Origin of the sequence: Bartonella sp. CL25QHWL (assembly GCF_042195335.1) — a bacterium.
Lineage (GTDB): Bacteria > Pseudomonadota > Alphaproteobacteria > Rhizobiales > Rhizobiaceae > Bartonella.
Genome location: NZ_JBHIOE010000064.1, coordinates 1 through 359 on the forward strand (window position 1 = coordinate 1; position 359 = coordinate 359).

Annotated in this window: 1 pseudogene; it reads right to left on the bottom strand. The window is 42.3% G+C overall.

Annotated elements, in window-relative coordinates:
- Nucleotides 1-359: pseudogene (locus tag ACFILY_RS09465) on the bottom strand (hypothetical protein); the annotation flags it as partial.

Genomic DNA, 359 nt, shown 5'->3' on the forward strand with positions numbered 1-359 from the left:
CTGTAGAGGGGTCATAAACCATTCCTTCTGGTGAACTATGCGGGCGGTGATTGAGACACCAAACTGAATTGGGTAAAATATCCCCTGCTCTATAACCAGACAATGGGTGACCGGAAATCGTACCAACATCCGCACAGAGCGTATGAAACCCTCCTATCTTTCGTGAATTACTCACTGTGTAATCCCTTGGATACGTAGAGTTTTCTGATAAAACAAGTTTATGAGACTGTCCTCCATCAGAAACCAAATAAACATAATAATCTTTGCCCACCGAAAGAGGAGGAACGCTTATTCTTGTATCTGCCGTATAACTTGCAACTAAAATATCATTGCCTAATGCCAAGGTTATGCGTGTTCCT